Source organism: Demequina litoralis (genome assembly GCF_030418455.1).
In the GTDB taxonomy this organism is placed as follows: Bacteria; Actinomycetota; Actinomycetes; order Actinomycetales; family Demequinaceae; genus Demequina; species Demequina litoralis.
The window spans coordinates 217,497-232,354 of the sequence record NZ_JAUHPW010000003.1 but is presented as its reverse complement, the minus strand read 5'-3'; the positions used below and the strand labels follow the sequence as shown (position 1 = coordinate 232,354).

At 73.1% G+C, this 14,858-nt stretch carries 15 protein-coding genes; 6 read left to right on the top strand and 9 right to left on the bottom strand.

Going from position 1 to position 14,858, the window contains the following annotated elements; translation table 11 throughout:
- Positions 1-20: 20 nt before the first annotated feature.
- On the top strand, positions 21-731 hold the full coding sequence (locus QQX09_RS05530) for a GNAT family N-acetyltransferase (protein ID WP_301131758.1): 711 nt from the start codon (positions 21-23) through the stop codon (positions 729-731).
- 154 nt (positions 732-885) lie between these two features.
- Here the strand turns inward: QQX09_RS05530 and QQX09_RS05525 are convergent, their stop codons facing one another.
- The 7 genes from QQX09_RS05525 to QQX09_RS05495 all read right to left on the bottom strand — a co-directional run bounded on the left by QQX09_RS05525 (position 886) and on the right by QQX09_RS05495 (position 7,906).
- A complete protein-coding gene (locus tag QQX09_RS05525) occupies positions 886-2,064 on the bottom strand; it encodes an ABC transporter substrate-binding protein (protein ID WP_301131757.1) in 1,179 nt (392 codons plus the stop codon).
- A gap of 61 nt (positions 2,065-2,125) precedes the next feature.
- Positions 2,126-2,887, bottom strand: a complete 762-nt coding sequence (locus tag QQX09_RS05520) for an ABC transporter permease (RefSeq protein ID WP_301131756.1) — start codon at positions 2,885-2,887, stop codon at positions 2,126-2,128.
- A gap of 2 nt (positions 2,888-2,889) precedes the next feature.
- Complete coding sequence (locus tag QQX09_RS05515) at positions 2,890-3,696, bottom strand: ABC transporter ATP-binding protein (RefSeq protein ID WP_301131755.1); 807 nt, start codon at positions 3,694-3,696, stop codon at positions 2,890-2,892.
- Complete coding sequence (locus QQX09_RS05510) at positions 3,693-4,568, bottom strand: ABC transporter permease (RefSeq protein ID WP_301131858.1); 876 nt, start codon at positions 4,566-4,568, stop codon at positions 3,693-3,695. The genes QQX09_RS05515 and QQX09_RS05510 overlap by 4 nt, the downstream gene beginning before the upstream one ends.
- Before the next feature lie 11 nt (positions 4,569-4,579).
- Positions 4,580-5,596: a TIGR03842 family LLM class F420-dependent oxidoreductase gene (locus QQX09_RS05505; RefSeq protein ID WP_301131754.1), complete on the bottom strand. Its 1,017-nt coding sequence runs from the start codon at positions 5,594-5,596 to the stop codon at positions 4,580-4,582.
- A gap of 11 nt (positions 5,597-5,607) precedes the next feature.
- Positions 5,608-7,044, bottom strand: a complete 1,437-nt coding sequence (gene hydA / locus QQX09_RS05500) for a dihydropyrimidinase (RefSeq protein WP_301131753.1) — start codon at positions 7,042-7,044, stop codon at positions 5,608-5,610.
- Between the two features lie 13 nt (positions 7,045-7,057).
- Entirely contained in the window at positions 7,058-7,906 is an 849-nt protein-coding gene (locus tag QQX09_RS05495; RefSeq protein ID WP_301131752.1) for a nitrilase-related carbon-nitrogen hydrolase, read from the bottom strand.
- Positions 7,907-8,041: 135 nt separating this feature from the next.
- On the opposite strand from QQX09_RS05495, the gene QQX09_RS05490 reads away from it, so the two are divergent.
- The 5 genes from QQX09_RS05490 (at position 8,042) to cofD (ending at position 13,393) form a co-directional block, all read left to right on the top strand.
- Positions 8,042-9,421: an aminotransferase class I/II-fold pyridoxal phosphate-dependent enzyme gene (locus QQX09_RS05490; protein ID WP_301131751.1), complete on the top strand. Its 1,380-nt coding sequence runs from the start codon at positions 8,042-8,044 to the stop codon at positions 9,419-9,421.
- A 105-nt stretch (positions 9,422-9,526) separates the two neighbouring features.
- A complete protein-coding gene (locus tag QQX09_RS05485; protein WP_301131750.1) occupies positions 9,527-10,543 on the top strand; it encodes a putative F420-0 ABC transporter substrate-binding protein in 1,017 nt (338 codons plus the stop codon).
- Positions 10,543-11,580 (top strand): iron chelate uptake ABC transporter family permease subunit, encoded by a 1,038-nt coding sequence (locus QQX09_RS05480; RefSeq protein WP_301131749.1) that lies wholly within the window; start codon positions 10,543-10,545, stop codon positions 11,578-11,580. The genes QQX09_RS05485 and QQX09_RS05480 overlap by 1 nt, the downstream gene beginning before the upstream one ends.
- The gene (locus tag QQX09_RS05475) at positions 11,571-12,392 is read left to right on the top strand and encodes an ABC transporter ATP-binding protein (RefSeq protein WP_301131748.1); all 822 of its coding nucleotides are present in this window, start codon (positions 11,571-11,573) and stop codon (positions 12,390-12,392) included. The genes QQX09_RS05480 and QQX09_RS05475 overlap by 10 nt, the downstream gene beginning before the upstream one ends.
- Positions 12,389-13,393, top strand: coding sequence for a 2-phospho-L-lactate transferase (cofD, locus tag QQX09_RS05470; protein ID WP_301131747.1), 1,005 nt, complete (start codon positions 12,389-12,391; stop codon positions 13,391-13,393). Before QQX09_RS05475 ends, cofD begins: the two co-directional genes overlap by 4 nt.
- On the opposite strand, the gene cofC is transcribed toward cofD, so the two are convergent.
- On the bottom strand, positions 13,377-14,042 hold the full coding sequence (gene cofC, locus QQX09_RS05465) for a 2-phospho-L-lactate guanylyltransferase (RefSeq protein ID WP_301131746.1): 666 nt from the start codon (positions 14,040-14,042) through the stop codon (positions 13,377-13,379). The genes cofD and cofC overlap by 17 nt on opposite strands.
- Positions 14,039-14,857, bottom strand: coding sequence for a coenzyme F420-0:L-glutamate ligase (locus QQX09_RS05460; RefSeq protein ID WP_301131745.1), 819 nt, complete (start codon positions 14,855-14,857; stop codon positions 14,039-14,041). The genes cofC and QQX09_RS05460 overlap by 4 nt, the downstream gene beginning before the upstream one ends.
- Position 14,858: the final 1 nt, after the last annotated feature.

Sequence of the window (14,858 nt, the reverse complement as noted above, 5' to 3'; positions counted from 1 at the left end):
CGCGCGGGAGAATCGGTCTCATGCCCCTCACCGAGCTCGACCATCCCGTGTGGCACGCGCTGTCCGGCGCGCATCGTCCCCTGTCGATCCGGCGGGGCGAGGCCGCGCGGTACCGGCCCACGGTGGCCTCGTTCGCGGCGATCCCGCCGGGTGACGATGCGCGGGACTGGGACGACCTCGCGGCGATCGCGGGCGGGGACGAGGTGGTGCTGTTCGGCTTGCCCCGCGAGGTCCCGTCCGGCTGGGAGGAGACCGCGCACTTCGAGGTGGTCCAGATGACCGTGCCGGAGAGCTTCGGACGGCGCCACGAGGGCGTGGTCCGGCTGACGGCGGACGATGCGCCCGCGATGCTCGCGCTCATCGCGGAGGCGCAGCCCGGGCCCTTCTTCGCCGAGACCCACCTCATGGGCGCCTACTACGGGATCAAGGAGGACGGCCGGCTGGTCGCGATGGCCGGCGAGCGGCTCACCACGGGGTCGTGGACCGAGGTCAGCGCGGTATGCACGCGCGACACGCATCGCGGACGAGGGCTCGCGACCGTGCTCATGGAGGTCGTCGCGCACGGGATCCGCGAGGCAGGCAGGCGGCCGTTCCTCCACACCGGGGCGTCCAACGCGACCGCGCTGCGGCTGTACGACCACCTGGGCTTCGAGGCCCGCGACACCGGCAACGCGGTGCAGATCGTGCGCGTCGCGGGGTCCACGGGCGCGGCGGCAACCCTCCACCACTGACGCGCTCGGAAGCGCGGGCTCCGACCAGCGCCTACCCCTGCGGGGGCCGGAGCCGGCGGACGCGAGCGGCGGACGCGAGCGGCGGGCGGCGCGAGCGGGCACGCAGACGGGCCGGCCCCGAGGGACCGGCCCGCCCGCCTGTGAGCGCTGGCTCCTACTCGCCGCCCTCGTTGAGCGTCACCTCGATGGGCTCGAAGCCCTCGCCCATGACGTCGACGCCCTCGGCCTTCAGCTCCTCGAGCGCCGCGTCGACGTACTCGTTGGAGTACGCGGTCTCCGGCGGCTCTGTGGTGATGATGGTCGCACCCTCGGGGTTGACCGTGTCGAGCGCCATGGCGACCGTCGAGTCCCACTGGTCCTCGTTGATGTGGCCCACGCCGGAGGTCGACGGGAAGATCAGCTTGTTGACCTCGTTGGTCATCCACAGCTGGTGCGACGTGCCGAGCGTCGAGCCCGCCGCGGTCACGATGTCCGCCGCCGCCTGCGGCTCGTCCTTCGCGTAGACGCAGCCCTTGATCGTGCCCTTGACGAAGGACGTCGCGGTGGCCGCGTAGTCCTCGTCGGACGCGAGCCGCTCCGCGTCGGCCCAGATGGCGTCCTGGAGCATCGCGGTGCCCTCGTCGTTCCAGTCGATGACGATCAGGTCGTCAGCGGTGTAGAGCTCGCCGGTGTCCGGGTTCACGGTCTCGAGGACCTGCGCGTACTCGTTGTAGGTCATCGCCTGCGCCGCGTCGATGTCGCCCGCGATGAAGGCGTTCATGTCGAAGGCCTGCTGCACGGTCGAGCCGCCCGCGAGATCGTCGAGCGTGACGCCGTTGGCCTGCATGCCGGCGATGAGCTCCCACTCGTTGCCGTAGCCCCAGGAGCCGATGCTCTTGCCGGCGAAGTCCGCCGCGGACGTGATGCCGGAGTCCTTGAAGGCGACCTGCGTGGTGCCGGAACGCTCGAAGATCTGCGCGATGTTCGTGACCGCCGCGCCCTGCTCGATCGCGCCGAGCACCTTGGGCACCCAGGAGACGGCGAAGTCGGCGCCGCCCGAGGTGAGCACGTCGATCGGCACGATGTCGACCGCGCCGGGGATGATCTCGACCTCGAGCCCCTCCTCCTCGTAGTAGCCCTGGTCGGCCGCGGCGTAGTAGCAGGCGAACTGCGCCTGGGTGAGCCACTGGAGCTGCACCGAGACCGGCGTGAGCTCCGCGGGAGCCTCCGACGAGCCCGTCGCGTCGTCGGTCGTGTCCTCGGCGCTAGCGGTACAGCCCGCGAGCGCGAGCGCGGCGATCGCCGTGCCCGTGAGTGCGGCCGCTCCGCGGCCGTGTCGTGAGATGAGAGCCATCCCTGTTCCTTCCCCTCGGTTTCCCGTTCTTCCGTTGATCGACCGCCCCGCCGGCGGACGCCTATGACCCTCCGCGCCGGCGCTGCGACAGGGCCTCGATGCCCGCCGTGACGCCGTAGAACAGTGCGCCGAGCAGCACGGCACCGAGGACGTACGCCCACGCCGCCGTGTAGTTGCTGCCCGCCGCCGCGGAGGTGATCGCGATGCCGAGTCCGTTCGCGGGGCCACCGAAGTACTCGGCGATGAGCGCTGAGATGACCGCGAGGGAGGAGCCGATCTTGAGGCCGGTGAGGACGTACGGGACGGCCCCGGGGATGAGGACCATGCGGTTGGTCTGCTCGGCCGTGGCCGCGTAGGACCGCATGAGGTCACGATGCACGGGCTCGACCTGGCGGAGGCCGTGCATCGTGTTGAGGTACATGGGGACGAAGACGGCGATCGCCGCGACGAGCTGGCGGCCGGTGTTGGCGGCGGCGCCGAACATCGCGTAGAACACCGGCGCGAGCGCGACGATCGGGATGACCGCGAGCGCGGCGACCACGGGCGCGAGCATCTGCGACAGGAACCGCAGCGCGTTCGCGATGATCGCGACGAGGATGCCGGTGACGGCGCCGAGCACGAGGCCGATGAGGGCGTTGAGCCCGGTCTTGCCTGCGGCGTCGACGATGCGGTCGAACGAGTCCGCGAACGCGCCGGCGATGCCGGACGGGCTCGGCACGAGGAACGGCTCGATCGCGAGCGCGACGACGAGGGCCTGCCACAGCGCGATCGCGATCACCCCGAGCGTGAGCGGGGCGAGCAGCGTGCGCGCGGTCGAGGCCATCCTCATCGGTTCTCGACCCCCCGGGGCCCGCCCTGCTCGCTGCCGTGGAGCAGCGTGCGCACCGCGGTGACACCCTCGTAGAAGGCCGTGTCCTCGCGCAGGTCCTCGTCGCGGGCCTTGAAGTCGAGCGGCACGATGTCGGTGATCCGTCCCGGGCGCGGCGACATCACGACGACGCGGTCCGACAGGAACACCGCCTCAGGGATCGAGTGGGTGACGAAGATCACCGCGGCGCCGGTCTCCTGGCACAGCGCCACGAGCTCGTTCTGCATGTGCTCGCGCGTCATCTCGTCGAGCGCCCCGAACGGCTCGTCCATGAGCAGCAGCCGCGGGCGCTCGGCCATGGCGCGCGCGATCGCGACGCGTTGCTTCATGCCGCCCGACAGCTGGTCGGGGTGATGGTCGGCGAAGTCCTCGAGGCCGATGAGCGCGAGCAGCTCGTCCGAGCGGTCCCTGCGATCCCGCGCGTCGACCCCATGGATCTCGAGCGGCAGCTCGATGTTGGCCCGGACGGAGCGCCACGGCAGGAGGCCCGCCTGCTGGAAGGCGATCCCGTAGTCCTGGTCCTTGCGCGCCTGCTCGACGCTCTTGCCGAAGACGGTGATCTCTCCGGACGTCAGGGGATCGAGGTCGGCGACGAGCCGCATGAGCGTGCTCTTGCCGCAGCCGGAGGGGCCGATGAGGGACACGAACTCGCCCGCCGCGACGTCGAGGCTGACGTCGGACAACGCGTGGACCTCGCCGCCCTTGCGGGTGCGGAAGACCTTGTCGACGCCGTCGATGCGGACGGCGACGGGGGTGCCGGTCATGCGGGGACCTCTCCTCTCCTGTAGCGCCGCAGCCCGACGCCGATGAGCGCGACGAACCCCGCGGACACGAGCCCGATGAGCACGGCGCCGAAGATCGGGGCCCAGGTCTTGGCGGGGTCGCCGCTCGCGGTGGCGGCGAACTCGATGATCATGCGGCCGATGCCTCCGCCGAGGCCGATGGAGACCTCGGCGACGACGGTGCCCACCACGGCGTTCGCGGCGGCGAGGCGCAGCGCGGGCAGCAGGTACGGCACGGAGGACGGCAGGCGGAGGCGCAGCAGCGTGGTCCACCAGCCGGCGGCGTACGAGCGGAACAGGTCGATGTCCGCGGCGGGCGGCGACTTCAGCCCGCGCAGCGCGCTCACGGCGACGGGGAAGAACGCCAGGTACGAGGCGATGACCGCGACGGACATCCAGTTCTGCCACTCGAACGAGCCGATGTGGATGCTCGACCCCCAGCGGCGCACCAGCGGCGCGATCGCGATGAGCGGCACCGTCTGGCTCAGCACCACCCAGGGCAGCACGGCGCTCTCGGCGGTGATCCACCGCTGCATGAGCAGCGCGAGACCCATGCCCGACACCACGCCGATGACCCATCCCACCGCGGCGATGCCGAGCGAGAAGGCCGCGGCCTGGAGCACCGCCCACCACAGGATGTCCGCGCCGGCGGCCCGGGTCACGGGCTCGAACAGCCGCGTCACCATGTCCCACACGTGCGGCATCGCGATGTCCGTGGTGCGCGGCAGCACGGTGACGTCGCCGACGACGATGCCGTCGGCGGGGGCGAGCGCCTTGTACCCCTCCCACAGCATGACGACGGCGAGCACGCCGGCGACGCCCCAGAGGATCGCCGCCGCCCTGCCCATCCGCATCGTCACCCGCGTCACGCCTTCGCGGTGATGGCGTCCGCGATCGCGGGGATCACGTGCTCGCCGTACACGCGGAGGGTCTCCTCCTTGTTGTCGTGCTGGAGGTAGCCCGCGAACTGCGTCATGCCCGCGTCGCGCAGCGCCTCGAGCTTCGCGACGTGCTCCTCCGCGGTGCCGAGCACGCAGAAGCGGTCGACGATCTCGTCCGGCACGAAGTCGGCGTGGGTGTTCCCCGCGCGCCCGTGCTCGTTGTAGTCGTAGCCCTGGCGGCCCTCGATGTACTCGGCGAGCGCGGCAGGGATCGACCCCTCCTTGCCGTACTTCTCGACGATGTCCGCGACGTGGTTGCCCACCATGCCGCCGAACCAGCGGCACTGGTCGCGCATGTGCTCCCAGTCCTCGCCGATGTACATGGGGCCGGAGACGCAGAACTCGAGGCTGTCGGGGTCCCGGCCGGCGTTCGAGGCGGCGGTCTTGACCGTGTCGATCATCCAGCGGGCGATGTCGACGTCCGCGCATTGGAGGATGAAGCCGTCGCCGACCTCGCCCGCGGCCTTGAGCGCGAGCGGACCGTAGCCGGCCACCCACACCTCGAGCTCGCTGGTGCGCGCCCACGGGAACTGCAGGGTCGCGCCGTTGTGCTCCACGGGGCGGCAGTTCGCGAGCTCGCGGATCACGTGGACGGACTCGCGCATCTCGCGGACGGACACGGGCTTGCCGTTGAGCACGCGCACGGCGGAGTCGCCGCGGCCAATGCCGCAGACGGTGCGGTTGCCGTACATCTCGTTGAGGGTCGCGAAGGTCGACGCGGTGACGGTCCAGTCGCGGGTCGCCGGGTTCGTGACGTAGGGGCCCACCTTGATGCGGTGGGTCTGCGCGAGGATCGCGCTGTAGATGACGTAGGGCTCCTGCCACAGCAGGTGCGAGTCGAAGGTCCACGCGTGCGAGAAGCCGTGCTCCTCGGCGAGCTTCGCCAGCGCGACGGTGCGCTGCGCGGGCGGGTTGGTCTGCAGAACGACCCCGAAGTCCATGTCGAGCCTCCTCAGATCAGGTACTGCGACAGGCCGCGCTTGAGGAACTTCCCGTGCCCCTTGGCGCCGTGGAAGGCGTCGCCCTCGACGAGCACGCGACCTCGCGAGATGACCGTGTCGACCTTGCCGTCGATCTCGTAGCCCTCCCACGCGGCGTGGTCCATGTTCATGTGGTGCTTCTTGTCGATGCCGATCGACGTGTGGCCGTTCGGGTCGTAGATCACGATGTCCGCGTCCGCGCCCGGCTGGATCACGCCCTTCCTGCCGTACATGCCGAACATGCGCGCCGGCGTGGTCGACGTGAGCTCGACCCAGCGCTCGAGCGTGATCTGCCCGGTCACCACGCCCTGGTACATGAGGTCCATGCGATGCTCGACGGAGCCGATGCCGTTGGGGATCTTGCGGAAGTCGCCGAGACCCAGCTCCTTCTGGTCCTTCATGCAGAACGGGCAGTGGTCCGTGGAGACCATCTGCAGGTCGTTGGTGCGCAGCGCCTGCCACATGTGGTCCTGGTGGCCCTCGGCGCGCGAGCGCACCGGGGTCGAGCACACGTACTTCGCGCCCTCGAAGTCGCCCCACTCCTCGCTGGTCGCGCCCAGCTGCTCCTCGAGCGACATGTACAGGTACTGCGGGCAGGTCTCGCCGAAGACGTTCTTGCCGTTGTCGCGGGCGGCGGCGAGCTGTGCGACGGCCTGCTTGGCGCTCACGTGCACCACGTACAACGGGGCGCCGGTGATGTCGGAGAGCATGATCGCGCGGTGCGTCGCCTCCTCCTCGGCCTGCCAGACGCGGGCGATGCCGTGGTAGTACGGCGAGGTCTTGCCCTGCTTGACCAGCTGCTCGGCGATCACGTCGATGACGGGGCCGTTCTCCGCGTGCATCATCGTCAGCAGCCCGTTGTCGGCCGCGACCTGCATGGCCTTGAGGATCTGCGCGTCGTCCGCGTAGAAGACGCCCGGGTAGGCCATGAACATCTTGTAGCTGGTGATGCCCTCGTCGACGAGCCACGGGAGCGCCGCAAGCGAGTCGTCGTCGACGCCTCCGACGATCTGGTGGAAGCCGTAGTCGATGTGGCAGTTGCCCGCGGCGAGCTCGTGCCAGGCGGCGAGGCCGTCCTGCACCTTGCCCCCGTAGGTCTGGACGGCGAAGTCGACGATCGACGTGGTGCCGCCCCACGCGGCCGCGGCGGTGCCCGTCTCGAACGTGTCGGAGGCCGACGTGCCGCCGAACGGCAGCTGCATGTGGGTGTGGGCGTCGATGCCGCCGGGGATGACGTACTTCCCGGTCGCGTCGATGACGCGGTCGACGGTGCGCGGCAGGTCGTGGCCGAGCGCCGTCGAGCCTGGCGCGAGCACCGCGACGATGGTCTCGCCGTCGACGAGGACGTCCGCGAGCACGCGGCCGGTGGCGGAGACGACGGTGCCTCCCGTGATCAGCGTGGTTGCCATGTCCGTGCCTCCCTTACGGCGCCGTGATCTCGTCGTACGTGTCGGGCCGGCGGTCGCGGTAGAACTGCCAGTCGTCGCGCATCTCCTGCACGAGGCCGAGGTCGAGATCGCGGATGAGGATCTCCTCGACCTCGCCCGAGCCGAGCTCGCCGACGTAGTTGCCGCGCGGGTCGACGATCTGGCTGGTGCCGTAGAAGTTCACCGCCTCGTCGCCGTACTCGTTGTCCTCGAGGCCCACGCGGTTGGGGGCGAGCACGAAGTAGCCGTTCGCGACGGCGGCGGCGGGCTGCTCGATCTCCCACAGCCGGTTCGACAGCCCCGGCTTGGTGGCGTTGGGGTTGAAGGCGAGGTGCGCGCCGTTGAGGCCGAGCTCGCGCCACGCCTCGGGGAAGTGGCGGTCGTAGCAGATGATGACGCCGACCTTGCCGACCGCGGTGTCGAACACCGGGTAGCCCATGTTGCCCGGCCGGAAGTAGAACTTCTCCCAGAACTTCTCGACGTGCGGGATGTGGTTCTTGCGGTACTTGCCGAGGATGGTGCCGTCGGCGTCGACCACCACCGCGGTGTTGTAGTACACCCCGGTCTGCTCCTCCTCGTAGATGGGGAGCACCATCACCATCGACAGCTCCTTCGCGAGCGCCGCGAAGCGCTGCACCACCGGGCCGTCGGCCGGCTCGGCGAAGCGGTAGTACTTCTTGTCCTGGGTGATGCCGAAGTAGGGGCCGTAGAAGAGCTCCTGGAAGCAGATGACCTGCGCACCCTGAGCGGCCGCGGTGCGCGCGAACTGCTCGTGCTTGTCGAGCATCGACTCCTTGTCGCCCGTCCACGTCGTCTGGGTGATGGCCGCCCTGATCACGCTCATGCCTGCTCCTCGGTTCCTGGTGTCCGCGCCGGTGACTGTTACTGTGCTGATTGAACATTTCCCTTGGGTTACCTGCGGTAAAGGCCTCGTTACGGCTCGCGCAGCCGCCGCCCGTGCCGGACAGGAGGGTGCCCCGTGCTGATCGACACGCTCGCGGCCCATATCGAGGAGCCGAACCCGCAGGGCATCGCGTCGGCGCTGTCGATGCTCATCCGCACGGGCGAGATCGCCCCGCGCACCCGGCTGCCCACGGTCCGCGCGGTCGCGACGCGGCTCGGCGTGAGCCCGGGCACCGTGAGCCAGGCGTGGCACGGCCTCGTGCAGGCGGGTCTCATCGAGGTCCGCGGGCGCGCAGGCTCGTACGTGCTCGAGCCGCGCACGCCGTGGCTCACGCCACGCTCGGGCCACCTGGCGGACCGGGGGGACGATGCGCCGATGCCCCGCCTCGACCTGGCACTGGGCATGCCCGACCCGATGCTCCTGCCCGACATCACCGCGGCGCTCGAGCGCGTGGCGCCGCGCCGCGCGGCCGTCTCCTCGTACCTCCAGCCGCCGCTCCTGCCCGAGCTCGAGGCGCCCCTGCGGGAGCTGTGGCCGTCGAAGGTGGGCGCGCTCACGGTCGTCGACGGCGTGATGGACGGCATCGAGCGGACGCTGCGGTCGGTCGCGCGCTTCGGCGACCGTGTCGTGGTCGAGACGCCGACGTTCCCCGTGCTGCTGGACCTGCTCGACCACCTGCACCTCATGGCCGTGCCCGCGCGCATCGACGCCGAGGGGATGGTGCCGGAGAGCCTGGAGGCCGCGCTCGCGTCCCGGCCGGCGGCCGTGGTGATCCAGCCCCGGGCGCACAACCCCACCGGCGTGTCGATGACCCCCGCGCGCGCCGCGCGGCTCGCCGACGTGCTCGAGCGCCACCGCTACGGCCGCGACGCCGTGGTGATCGAGGACGACCACACGGGGCAGGTCGCCGCCGCGATGTCGGTGAGCCTCGGCGCGTGGATCCCCCACCGCACCATCCACGTCGCGGGCTTCTCGAAGTCGCACGGCCCGGACCTCCGCATCGCGGCCCTCGGCGGACCCGCCGCCGCGGTCGAGCGCATCGTGGGCTACCGCGTGCTCGGGCCGGGATGGACGTCGCGCCTGCTCCAGGCCGTGCTCCACGACCTGCTCACCAGCCGGGCGTCGGTCCATGCGATCGACAGGGCGCGGCACGCGTACTTCATCCGTCAGCGCGAGCTCGCCGCGTGCCTGCGCGGGGCGGGCATCGACGCGGCCACCGCCGACGGCCTCAACGCCTGGGTGCCCGTGCGCGACGAGCACGCCGCCCGCGTCACGCTCGCCGCGCACGGCATCCGCGTGAGCCGCGGCTCCGCCTTCCTGGTGCGCAGCGAGCTCAACGGCGACGCGGAGGGTCCGCATACCGGCGACCACATCCGCGTATCGCTCGGTGCGCTGCGGGAGTCGATCCCCGCGGTGGCGGGCGCGATCGCGGCCGCCGCGACCACGGAAACATAGGCGAAACCGCGCGTGCCTAGCCTGACCCCAGGCCTCCCGGCCAGTGCTCCGGGACGCCCGATCCGCGTCGGCCCCGACGGGCCGCCCGACCCCCGGAGGCCCGGCATGACACGCACCCGCCTCGCCGCCGCGCTCGTCGCGGGCGCGCTCGCCACCTCCGCGTGCGCCGCCGACGCCGCCCCCGGTTCCACGGGCGCCGCGGCCTCCGCCGACCCCGGCGCCGCCGCATCGGCCGCCGCCACCGCCGCGGCGAGCGTGGACAACTGCGGGACCGAGGTGCCGCTCGGCACCGCGCCCGCGCGCATCGTCGCCGTGAAGTCCACCACCACGGAGCTGCTCATCGAGCTCGGCCTCGCGGACCGCATCGTCGGCGCGGCCTTCCTGGACGGCCCGCTCGAACCGCCCTACACGGACGACGCCGTCGAGGTGCCGGTGCTCTCCGAGTTCCTGCCCGGCCAGGAGGCGACCCTCGCCCTCGAGCCCGACGCGGTCTTCGCGGGCTGGGAGTCCGGCTTCGCGGCCGACGGCGTGGGCGAGCGCGACGACCTCGCCGCGCGCGGCGTCCTCACCTACGTCGCGCCGTCCGCATGCAAGGCGCCCGGCTACCAGCCGGATCCGATGACGTTCGACCTGCTGTTCGACCAGATCGCGGAGGCGGGCGAGGTGTTCGGCGCGCAGGACGCCGCGACGGACCTGGTCGCGCGCCTGCGGGACAGCCTCGACGCGGTCGAGCCGGACGGCCGCGGCCTCACCGCCCTCTGGTACTCGTCCGGCACCGATGCCCCGTACGTGGGCGCTGGCATCGGCGCGCCGCAGATGATGATGGAGGCCGCCGGTCTCACGAACGTGTTCGCCGACGTCCACGACACCTGGACCTCCGCCACGTGGGAGGCGGTGATCGATGCCGACCCCGACGTCATCGTGCTCGTCGACGCCTCGTGGAACACCGCCGCGAGCAAGATCGAGATGCTCGAGGACAATCCCGCGACGGCCGCGCTGAGCGCCGTCCGGGCGGGCGCGTACCTCGTCGTCCCGTTCGCGGGCGCGGAGGCCGGCGTCCGCAACGCGGAGACCGTCGGCTCGCTCGTGCGGCAGCTGCGCACCGCCGCCCCGGAGGACTGATGGCCGCAGGCCTCGACCGTCGCGCCCGCATGCTGACCGCCGCCCTCGCGGCGGCGCTCGTCGCGTCGATCGGTCTCGCCGTCAGCCTGGGCGTCGCCGGCCTCGCGCCGGCCGAGGTGTGGGGCATCGTCGCCGGCCACCTCACCGGACGCGGCGGCGACGGCACCGCCGACGCGATCGTGTGGGACATCCGCGCGCCGCGCGCGCTCACCGCCGCGCTCGTCGGCGCCGGCCTCGCATCGGCGGGAGTCGTCATGCAGGGCCTCACGCGCAACCCGCTCGCGGACCCGTACCTGCTCGGCCTGTCGTCCGGGGCCTCGCTCGGCGCGGTCGGGGTGCTGCTGCTGGGAATCGGCTCGACGGTCGCGCTGTCCCTCGCGCTCCCGATCGCCGCCTTCGCGGGCGCCCTGCTCGCGCTCGCCGCCGCGCTCGGGATCGCGCGCCTCGCCGGCAGCCTCGCCCCCACCACCGTGGTGCTCGCGGGCATCGCGGTGTCGCAGCTGCTCGCGGCGTGCACGTCGCTCGTGATCGTCATGACGGCGAAGGGCGACGCGTACCGGCAGGTGCTGTCGTGGCTGCTCGGCTCGCTGGCCGGGTCCACGTGGGCGAGCGTCGCGATCACCTGCGCCGCGCTCGCGCTCGTGTACCCGCTGCTGCGGGCGCACGCGACCCGGCTCGACGCCTTCGCGCTCGGCGACACGGCCGCGGAGGCGCTCGGGATCCCGACGCGCCGCACCCGTCTGGTGCTGTTCGTCGCGGTGTCGCTGCTCACCGGTGCGATGGTGTCGACGAGCGGCGCGATCGGCTTCGTCGGCCTCATCCTCCCCCATCTCGTCCGCGGCCTCGTCGGCGGCCTCCACCGCCACGTGCTGCCCACCGCGGCGCTCGGCGGCGCCGTGTTCCTCGTATGGGCGGACACGCTCGCGCGCACGATGCTCGACCCGCGCGAGATCCCGGTCGGGATCGTCACCGCCCTCGTGGGCGTGCCGGTCTTCGTCGTGGTGCTGAGGCGCGCGAGGGGGACCGCATGGACGTGACGGTGGAGTCGCTGTCGGTGACGCGCGGGCATCGGGAGGTGCTCAGCGACGTGTCGCTCTCGGCCGCCCGCGGCGAGGTCGTCGGCCTGCTCGGCCCCAACGGCGCCGGCAAGTCCACCCTCCTCGCCGCGATCGCGGGCATGCTCGCGCCCGCGCACGGATCGGTGCTGCTCGACGGCCGCCCCGCGCACCTCGTCCCCCGCCGCGAGGTCGCGCGGCGGGTCGCGCTGATGGAGCAGCACCCCGACCGCGACATCCCGTTGCGCGCGATCGACATCGTCGAGCTCGGCCTGCTGCCCTTCCGCCGACCGCTCGCGCGCGGGGGCGACGCCGCGCATCGTGCCCTCGCTCACGAGGCGCTCGCGCAGGCGGGAGCCGCGCACCTCGCCGACCGCCCGTGGACCGCCCTGTCCGGCGGAGAGCGCCAGCGGGTGTCCGTGGCGCGCGCGCTCGCGCAGAGCCCCGAGCTGCTCCTCCTCGACGAGCCCACCAACCACCTCGACATCCGCGCCCAGCTCGACACGCTGTCGTTCGTGGCGGGCCTCGGCATCACCGTGGTGGCCGCGCTCCACGACCTCGACCACGCCGCCCGCCACTGCACCCGCGTCGTGCTGCTGTCGCACGGGCGCGTCGTCGCGCAGGGCGCACCCGCGGACGTGCTCACGCCCGCGACCATCGCCGCCGTGTACGGCGTGCGTGCGACGGTGCTCGACCACCCCGCGGACGGGCGCCCGGTGATCGCGCTCGACGGCGCGCTCGACCCGGCCGACGCATCGTCCCCCGCCGCCCCCGGCCCCGAGGAGGCCCCATGACCCGCCCGTCCCGCCCGCTCCGGCTCGTCGTGCTGTCCGGCGGCGTCGGCGGCGCCCGCTTCACGCGCGGCCTGCTCGCGCACCTCGACCGGACGGGGCTCGAGGCGGACGTCACCGTCGTGGCCAACACCGGCGACGACATGACGTTGCACGGGCTGCGGATCTGCCCGGACCTCGACACGCTCATGTACACGCTCGCGGGCGTGGTCCACGAGGAGCAGGGCTGGGGGCGCCGTGACGAGACCCGCCGCGTCGCGGACGAGCTCGCGCCCTACGGCGTCGGCTGGGAGTGGTTCACGCTCGGCGACCGTGACATCGCGACGCACCTCGCGCGCACGTCGCTGCTCGCGGCGGGCGCGACCCTGAGCGAGGCCACGGCGCGACTGAGCGCGCGCTGGGACCTGCCCGTGACGCTGCGGCCCATGGCGGACGAGCCGGTCGAGACCCACGTCGAGCTCGCGGACGGCAGCCTCCTGCACTTCGAGGAGTGGTGGGTGCGTACGCGGGCCGCCGAGGTGCCGAGACGCTTCGTCCAGGTCGGCGTGGACGAGGCGTCGGCCGCGCCCGGCGTCGTCGAGGCGATCACGGGCGCCGATGCGGTGATCGTGCCCCCGTCGAACCCGGTGGTGTCCGTCGGGACCATCCTGGGCGTGCCCGGCATCGCCGAGGCGCTGAGCGCGACCGCGGCGCCGGTGGTCGGCGTCTCGCCGCTCATCGGCGGCGCTCCCGTGCGCGGGATGGCCGACGCCTGCCTCGCGGCGATCGGCGTCGCGGCGACGGCGGAGGCCGTCGCGGTCGACCTGCGCGCGCGGCACGGGCGCCTCGACGGCTGGCTGGTGGACGATGCGGACGCCGCGGCCGTCGCCGGGCTCCGCGAGGCCGGGATCGAGGCGCTCGCCCGCCCGCTGTGGATGACCGACCTCGACGCGACGGCGGCGATCGCGGGCGCGGCGCTCGGGCTGGCGTTCGAGCTCGCGGCCGGGCTCAGCCAGCGCGGCTGACGGCGGCGGCGATGGCGGAGCCCGCCGCGGGGTGCGGGACCGGGAGACCCAAGGCCGCGGCGGTGCGCGGGCCGACGCCGAGCGTCCTGGCCCTCGCGAGGTCCTCGACCGTGTCGACGTCTGCGCGCGCCCGCAGCGGCGCGGGGATCTCCACGTGACCGGCCCGCCGGTGGCGCGCGGCCGAGCGCGGGCCGAAGCTGACGGCGAGCGGGTCGCCGAGCGTCGTGAGCATCGTGGTGCCGTGGCCCTCGGCGTCGGCGACCATGCCGCGCGGGTGACGCTCCGCCACGCCCAGGACCGCGGCGAGGTCGCCGGGGCGCAGCGACGGCAGGTCACCCAAGACGACCGCGACGCGGCCGGAGACCATGCCCGCCGCATGCCGGACCGCCGCGTTGAGGCCCGCGCCGGAGGCCTGCCGCACGACGAGCGCCCGTGGCCCGACATCCCCGAGCCACGCGGGGTCGAGGTCCGCCACGCTCGACACGACGAGGATCCGCGCGACCGACGCCGTCCCCGCGACGGCGGCGAGGGTGTCCGCGGTGAGCGCGGCGGCGAGCATCCCCCGGGACGCCCCGCCGAGCGTCTCGGGCAGCCGCGACTTCGCGCGCGTCCCGCCCTTGACCGGGACGATCACGGTCCAGCGCGTCACGGCCGCGTCTCCGGGGCGTGCTCGCCGACAGGGCGCTCGCCCAGCTCCTGCGCCATGCGCAGCCCGGCCGCATGCCCCGCGGCGAAGGCCTCGTCGGACCCCAGCCGGAACATGTCCGACTCGGCACCGCGCACGAGGCTCGCGACGCCCGGGCCCGCCTCGTCCGTGACGACGTCGAGCCCTCGGACCACCGCGACCGGGAGCCCGCCCGCCTTGCCCTTGACCAGGTCGGCCGCGGCGGCGATCTCGTCGACGAGCGCGGTCACGGACGCGGTCATCGGCCGCCCGTGCGCATCGTGCCCGCCGCGATGGTCGGCGACCACGCGCACGTGGGCGGCGCCGATCGCGAGGTCCGTCTGACCCTGGCGCCACGGACGCCCGAACGTGTCGGTCACGATCACGCCGATGCGGGCCCCGCTGGACCCCCTGAGCCCGGCCGCGAGCGTGCGCGCGGACCCGTCGGGGTCGACGGGCAGGAGCAGCACGTGGCCCGCGGGCACGTTGGACGCGTCGACGCCGGCCGCCGCCATGACGAAGCCGTGCCGCGTCTCGACGATGCGGGTCGCGCCGCCGTCCCGACGCGGCCTGCTCGCGACCACGCGGACGGCCTCCGCGGTGATCGCATCCTCGCGGTCCTCGGCCGGGACGAGCCGTCCCTCGGCCTTGGACACGATCTTGCTGGCCACCACGAGGACGTCGCCGTCGGCGAGCGTCTCCCCCGCCCGGTCGAGGGCGCGGGCGATGAGGTCCGCGAGGTCGTCCCCGGGGACGACCTCGCCGACGCCCTCGACGCTCCACACCGACAGCCCGGGCATC